This is a genomic window from Streptomyces sp. MK37H (assembly GCF_018035285.1).
Lineage (GTDB): Bacteria > Actinomycetota > Actinomycetes > Streptomycetales > Streptomycetaceae > Streptomyces > Streptomyces endocoffeicus.
The window spans coordinates 1-4,633 of record NZ_JAAAYH010000569.1 but is presented as its reverse complement, the minus strand read 5'-3'; the positions used below and the strand labels follow the sequence as shown (position 1 = coordinate 4,633).

The 4,633-nt window shown below is 70.9% G+C and carries 6 protein-coding genes and 1 pseudogene; 2 read left to right on the top strand and 5 right to left on the bottom strand.

Annotated features, from left to right (window positions below):
* Positions 1–220 (top strand): annotated as a pseudogene (locus tag GWI24_RS40715) (polyprenyl synthetase family protein); the annotation flags it as partial.
* On the opposite strand, the gene GWI24_RS40710 reads toward GWI24_RS40715, so the two are convergent.
* From GWI24_RS40710 to GWI24_RS40700, 3 genes are read right to left on the bottom strand one after another with little or no spacing between them, the layout of a single operon-like run.
* A complete protein-coding gene (locus tag GWI24_RS40710; protein WP_210951053.1) occupies positions 189–1,409 on the bottom strand; it encodes a glycosyl hydrolase family 8 in 1,221 nt (406 codons plus the stop codon). The pseudogene GWI24_RS40715 and the gene GWI24_RS40710 overlap by 32 nt on opposite strands.
* Positions 1,406–1,576 (bottom strand): hypothetical protein, encoded by a 171-nt coding sequence (locus GWI24_RS40705; protein ID WP_210951052.1) that lies wholly within the window; start codon positions 1,574–1,576, stop codon positions 1,406–1,408. Before GWI24_RS40705 ends, GWI24_RS40710 begins: the two co-directional genes overlap by 4 nt.
* Before the next feature lie 39 nt (positions 1,577–1,615).
* The gene (locus GWI24_RS40700) at positions 1,616–1,972 is read right to left on the bottom strand and encodes a PRC-barrel domain-containing protein (protein WP_210951051.1); all 357 of its coding nucleotides are present in this window, start codon (positions 1,970–1,972) and stop codon (positions 1,616–1,618) included.
* A gap of 164 nt (positions 1,973–2,136) precedes the next feature.
* Between GWI24_RS40700 and GWI24_RS40695 the strand changes: the two genes are divergently transcribed.
* Positions 2,137–2,304, top strand: coding sequence for a hypothetical protein (locus GWI24_RS40695; RefSeq protein WP_020870302.1), 168 nt, complete (start codon positions 2,137–2,139; stop codon positions 2,302–2,304).
* 200 nt (positions 2,305–2,504) lie between these two features.
* Here the strand turns inward: GWI24_RS40695 and GWI24_RS40690 are convergent, their stop codons facing one another.
* Together GWI24_RS40690 and GWI24_RS40685 are read right to left on the bottom strand one after the other, a co-directional pair.
* A complete protein-coding gene (locus tag GWI24_RS40690; protein WP_210951055.1) occupies positions 2,505–3,404 on the bottom strand; it encodes an RNA polymerase sigma factor SigF in 900 nt (299 codons plus the stop codon).
* Between the two features lie 92 nt (positions 3,405–3,496).
* The coding region (locus tag GWI24_RS40685) for an MFS transporter (protein ID WP_247617577.1) at positions 3,497–4,633 on the bottom strand (1,137 nt) is incomplete at its 5' end.

Below are 4,633 nucleotides of genomic sequence, written 5' to 3'. Positions count from 1 at the left end.
CGAACTGCTCACCGGGCCCGCCGAGCGGGCGGGGCACGCGGAGGCGGTGGCACGGCTGCGCACCCATCCGGTCCTGGACCGGGCCCGCGAGGAGACCGCCCGTCAGGCCGACGCGGCCCGCGCGGCCCTGTCGACGCTGCCCGGCTGCCCGGCGCGGGACGCCCTGGAGTCGCTGTGCGAGACGGTGGTCACGCCCATGGCACCCAGTAGTTGTGGCTGACCACCAGCATCGACTGGAGCTGCACCCCCGCCGCGTAGGCGCGGTCCGGATCGGGCGGGGCGGCGCACATCCGCGCCCACAGCGCGTCCAGCCAGCCCTGCGCCGCCCCAGCCTCTTCGTGGTCCACGCCCTCCGTCAGCGCGGCGACCGCGAAGGGCGTGAAAAAGGCGGGCGAGCCCGGGTCCCCATAGGCCGTGCCGTCGAGCCGGTATCCGCTCCGGATCCGCCCGGGATCACCGCCCGTCGCCGTCCGCGCCCAGCGGCTGAGCCCGCGCGCGGCCGCCCGGGTGCGTACGTCGCCGCTGGTCACCGCGTCGGCGCCGAGCCGCCAGGGGACGCGGCAGGCGTTCCAGTGGTAGTCGCCGTCGTGCGGGCTCTCCAGGACCTGCCCCGGCGCGGGCCTCGGCCAGCCGGACGTGGTGTCCACGACGAAGTCGGGGAGCAGCCCGGTGGCCGGGGCATGGCGGGTGCGCAACGCCCCGGTCAGCGACAGATGCGCGTCCAGCACCTCGCCCCACCGCGGATCGCCCGTGGCCGCCCGGAACGCCCGGAAGTGGTCCGGCATCCAGTCCGACGTACGGGAGACCTCGTCATAGCGGCCCGAGGACCAGTCGCCGAGCTTGGTCAGCCGGGTGGTGGGGTGCACCTCGCACTCCATGACGGCGTCGATCCGCCGTACCGCGAGCGCCTCGTAGTCGTAGCCGTGGTCGTACCCGCCATGGTCGCCGCCCCACTGCCGGTCCGCGAGCAGCAGCCCGAACGCGATGTCGAGGTCGCCGTCGGTCGCCGAGTCCCGTCCCCCGACGTCCCGGCCCTCGGCGTCCTGCTGGGCGGCGTGCAGATCGGGGTGGTTCACGGAGGGGTGGGCCAGGACATGCCGGAGGATGCCGTCGAAGAGGGCGTGGGCGTCGGGGTCGGCGCCCGCCATCAGCGCGGTGATCACCAGCCCGTAGCCCTGGGCCTCGGCCACGAAGGGGTGCGCCGCGTCGGGGGTGAACACCGCGCACCGGCCCCGGCCGCCCGCCTCGTCGCCCGACCGCAGGAAGTACGTCTTCCACAGCTCGTAGTGGTCCAGGACCCGCCGGTCGGCCGCCGCCGGGCCGCCGTCGCAGGAGGGCCGGAGCGTGCCGGGGGCGTACGGGACGGCATGCGCCCCGAAGGGGACGCGGGCCTCGGCGCGTCCCGTCATCGGATCCGGCGCCGCCGGGGCCTCCGCGCCAGCCGCACCAGCCCGAAGACGATGTCGGCCACCAGCACCACCACACCGATGACCAGCAGATAGCCCAGCCCATGCACCACCCAGCCGATGAGGCCGAGCACGATGGCCACGATCACCAGCAACAGGAAGAGCGTCACCGCCGACACCTCTCCTCGATCGTCAAGCGTCCTCGGCCATCAGCGGCGCGCGAGCTGCCGCCCGCCGCCCGGACCCGACTGATACGCCTTCCCGTAGTGCTGGAAGATCGCCCCCTCCTGCTCCGCGGGCAGCACATCATCCACGCCGAGCGAGGGTGCCTTCTTCACCAGCGACCGCGTGTAGGAGACCTTCACATAGCCCGGCCCGACCACCGCGTCGTCCACGGGGACGAACACCAGTCGGTGGCGGGTGGGCAGTCCGGTGCGGACGGTGGCCATGGCGGGTTCGTCGGTGGACGTGGCCACGTAGATCGCCTCGAGCACCCCGATCTTGCGGCCCTGCTCATCGACGACATCCTGGTCGCGCCACTCACGGATATCGGCTGGCTGGATCATGACGTATCACCCTCTGACCTCTGCCCTTCCAGCCTGCCTCCGCTCACCGTGGGACGCCACGCCACCCGGCCACCAGGAGTAACCGAGTGTTCGAAACAGCATGAATTGATCAGGTGTGCCGGATTCCCGTAGGGGTACCCGGCGCGGCGAGGAGGTTGGTAATCATGGTCCCCCTGCTTGTCGTTCTTCTTCTCGCGCTGCTGCTCTTCGGCGCCGGATTCGCCCTGAAGGCTCTGTGGTGGATCGCGGTCATCGTGCTCGCCGTCTGGCTGATCGGCTTCATCGCCCGTCCGACGGTCGGCGGACGGCGAGGGCGGTGGTACCGCTGGTAACCCGAAGCCGGCACAGATAAACCACAACGCGAGACCGAAGGGGCCCGGCCGGAGAAATCTCCGGCCGGGCCCCTTCGGTCGTGTTCTGTTGTGATCAGCAGCGTTGTGCTCAGCAGCGCGGCGGCAGTGCCCTTTCGTACGGCCCTTTGGTACGGCCCTTTCCGTACGGCCTTTCGTACGCGGGCCTACTCCTCGGGGGCCTACTCCTCGGTGAGCATTCCGCGCCGCAGCCTGCCGAGCGTACGGCCGAGCAGCCGGGAGACATGCATCTGGGAGACACCGAGCTCGGCGCCGATCTCCGACTGCGTCATCTCCTCGCCGAACCGCATCTGCAGAATGCGGCGGTCCCGGTCACCGAGCTGCTCCACCAGCGGCTTGAGCGCGTGCAGGTTCTCCACGGCCTCCATGGCCGGGTCGACGTCGCCGAACCGGTCCGCGTACGTGGTCACGCGCGTGGCGCCGCCCTCCTGGTCCGCGGGCGCGTCCAGCGAGGTGGTGAGATAGCCGTTGCTGGCCACCAGTCCGTCGACGACCTCGTCCTCGCTCAGCCGCAGATGCTCCGCGAGCTCGGCCGTGGTGGGCGACCGGTCCAGCCGCTGGAACAGCTCCTCGTTCGCCTTGGCGAGGTCGATCCGCAACTCCTGGAGCCGGCGGGGGACATGCACCGCCCAGCTGGTGTCGCGGAAGAACCGCTTGATCTCGCCGACGATGTACGGAACGGCGAAGGTGGTGAACTCCACCTCACGGCTCAGGTCGAACCGGTCGATCGCCTTGATCAGCCCTATGGTGCCGACCTGGACGATGTCCTCCATCTCCACCGAGCGGTTGTGGAACCTCCGGGCGGCGTACCGGACCAGCGACAGATTGAGCTCGATGAGGGTGTTCCGCACGTACTGGTACTCGTGCGTCCCCTCCTCCAGCTCCGTCAGCCGATCCAGGAACGTCTTGGTCAGTGCCCGTGCGTCCTTGGGCGCCACCTTCGCCGGATCGTCCACCGTGGGCAGATCGACGGGGCCGGCGCTCTCAACTCCATCCACCGCAATGCCACTTACGCGAACGTCATGTGCCTGCTCAGCTTCCGCTGCTGTCAGCATCGACATCGTCGCGGGTGCCGTGTCGTTCACCGTCGCACTCCCTGTATCGGCTGCATGCATAGGCTGATTGGGGTCCCGTCTACCCGCCCTCCATGCCCTCATGCCTCTTTCCTCCGGACAGACGGCGGGCCGGTGAGGACCACCAGGCCCCCGACGAGGGCCAACGCCATGAGCACGGCCCCGAAGACGGTCGCCCCCGCCGTCAGCCCCACCGCGTCGCTGAGGTAACCCGCCGTTACCGGCAGTACGCCCGCGGGTACATAGCCGCCGACGTTGAGCGCCGCGTTGGCCTCCGCCAGACGGCCCGGCGGAACACTGGAGTTGAGCAGCGACAACCCACCGAGCTGCCCCATCCCCTGCCCCGCTCCGGCCAGCAGCGCGGCGGCGACGAGCAGCGGCACGGAGGAGGCGCGGACGGCGGCGATGAGCGCGCCCATGCCGATCGTCGTACTGACGGCACCGGTGAGGAGGATCGTCCGCCGGTCCAGCCGCTGGACCGCGAACTGCGCACCGGTCGCGGTGAGGAACATCACGAAGGCCATGGCCCCCGCGACCAGGGGGCTGGTGGTGTCCAGCAACCCGGAGAGCAGCGATGGCCCGAGGGACAGCACGAAGGAGGTGGCGGTGATGCCGGGCGCGAAGACGGCGATCCCCATCAGGAGTTCCCCACCACTCCCCCGAGGCACCCCGGGAATCCGCACCCAGGCGCCGCTCGCGGGCGCGGACGGTGCAGGCACACCGGAAGAACCACGCAACGGCATCCGCACCACGACCAGGACCGCCGCCACCAGCAGCACCGCCTCCAGGACGAACACCCCCTCGCCCAAGACCCCCGCGAGCAACGGCCCAAGACCGGCCCCGAACACCATCGCGCACGAGGCCAGCAGCGCCGCCAGCCGCCGTCGTCCCGGCCCGGCCACATCGGTCACCGCCGCCATTCCGGCGGAGACGACGGCGCCGACCGCGATCCCACTGAACAGCCGCGCCACGATCAGCGCGGCCACGCTCGACGCACTCGCGAAGATCGCGCACGCCGCCAGCGCGAGCCCGAGCGCGGGCAGCAGCACGGGCTTCCGCCCCACCCGGTCCGAGACCACGCCCGAGACCAGCAGCGAACCGAGCAGCCCGACGATGTAGCAGGCGAAGATCACCGTCAGGGTGCCCTTGGAGAACCCGATCTCGCGCTGCCACCGCACATACAGCGGCGTGGCCGCGTTCGACAGGACGAACACCGC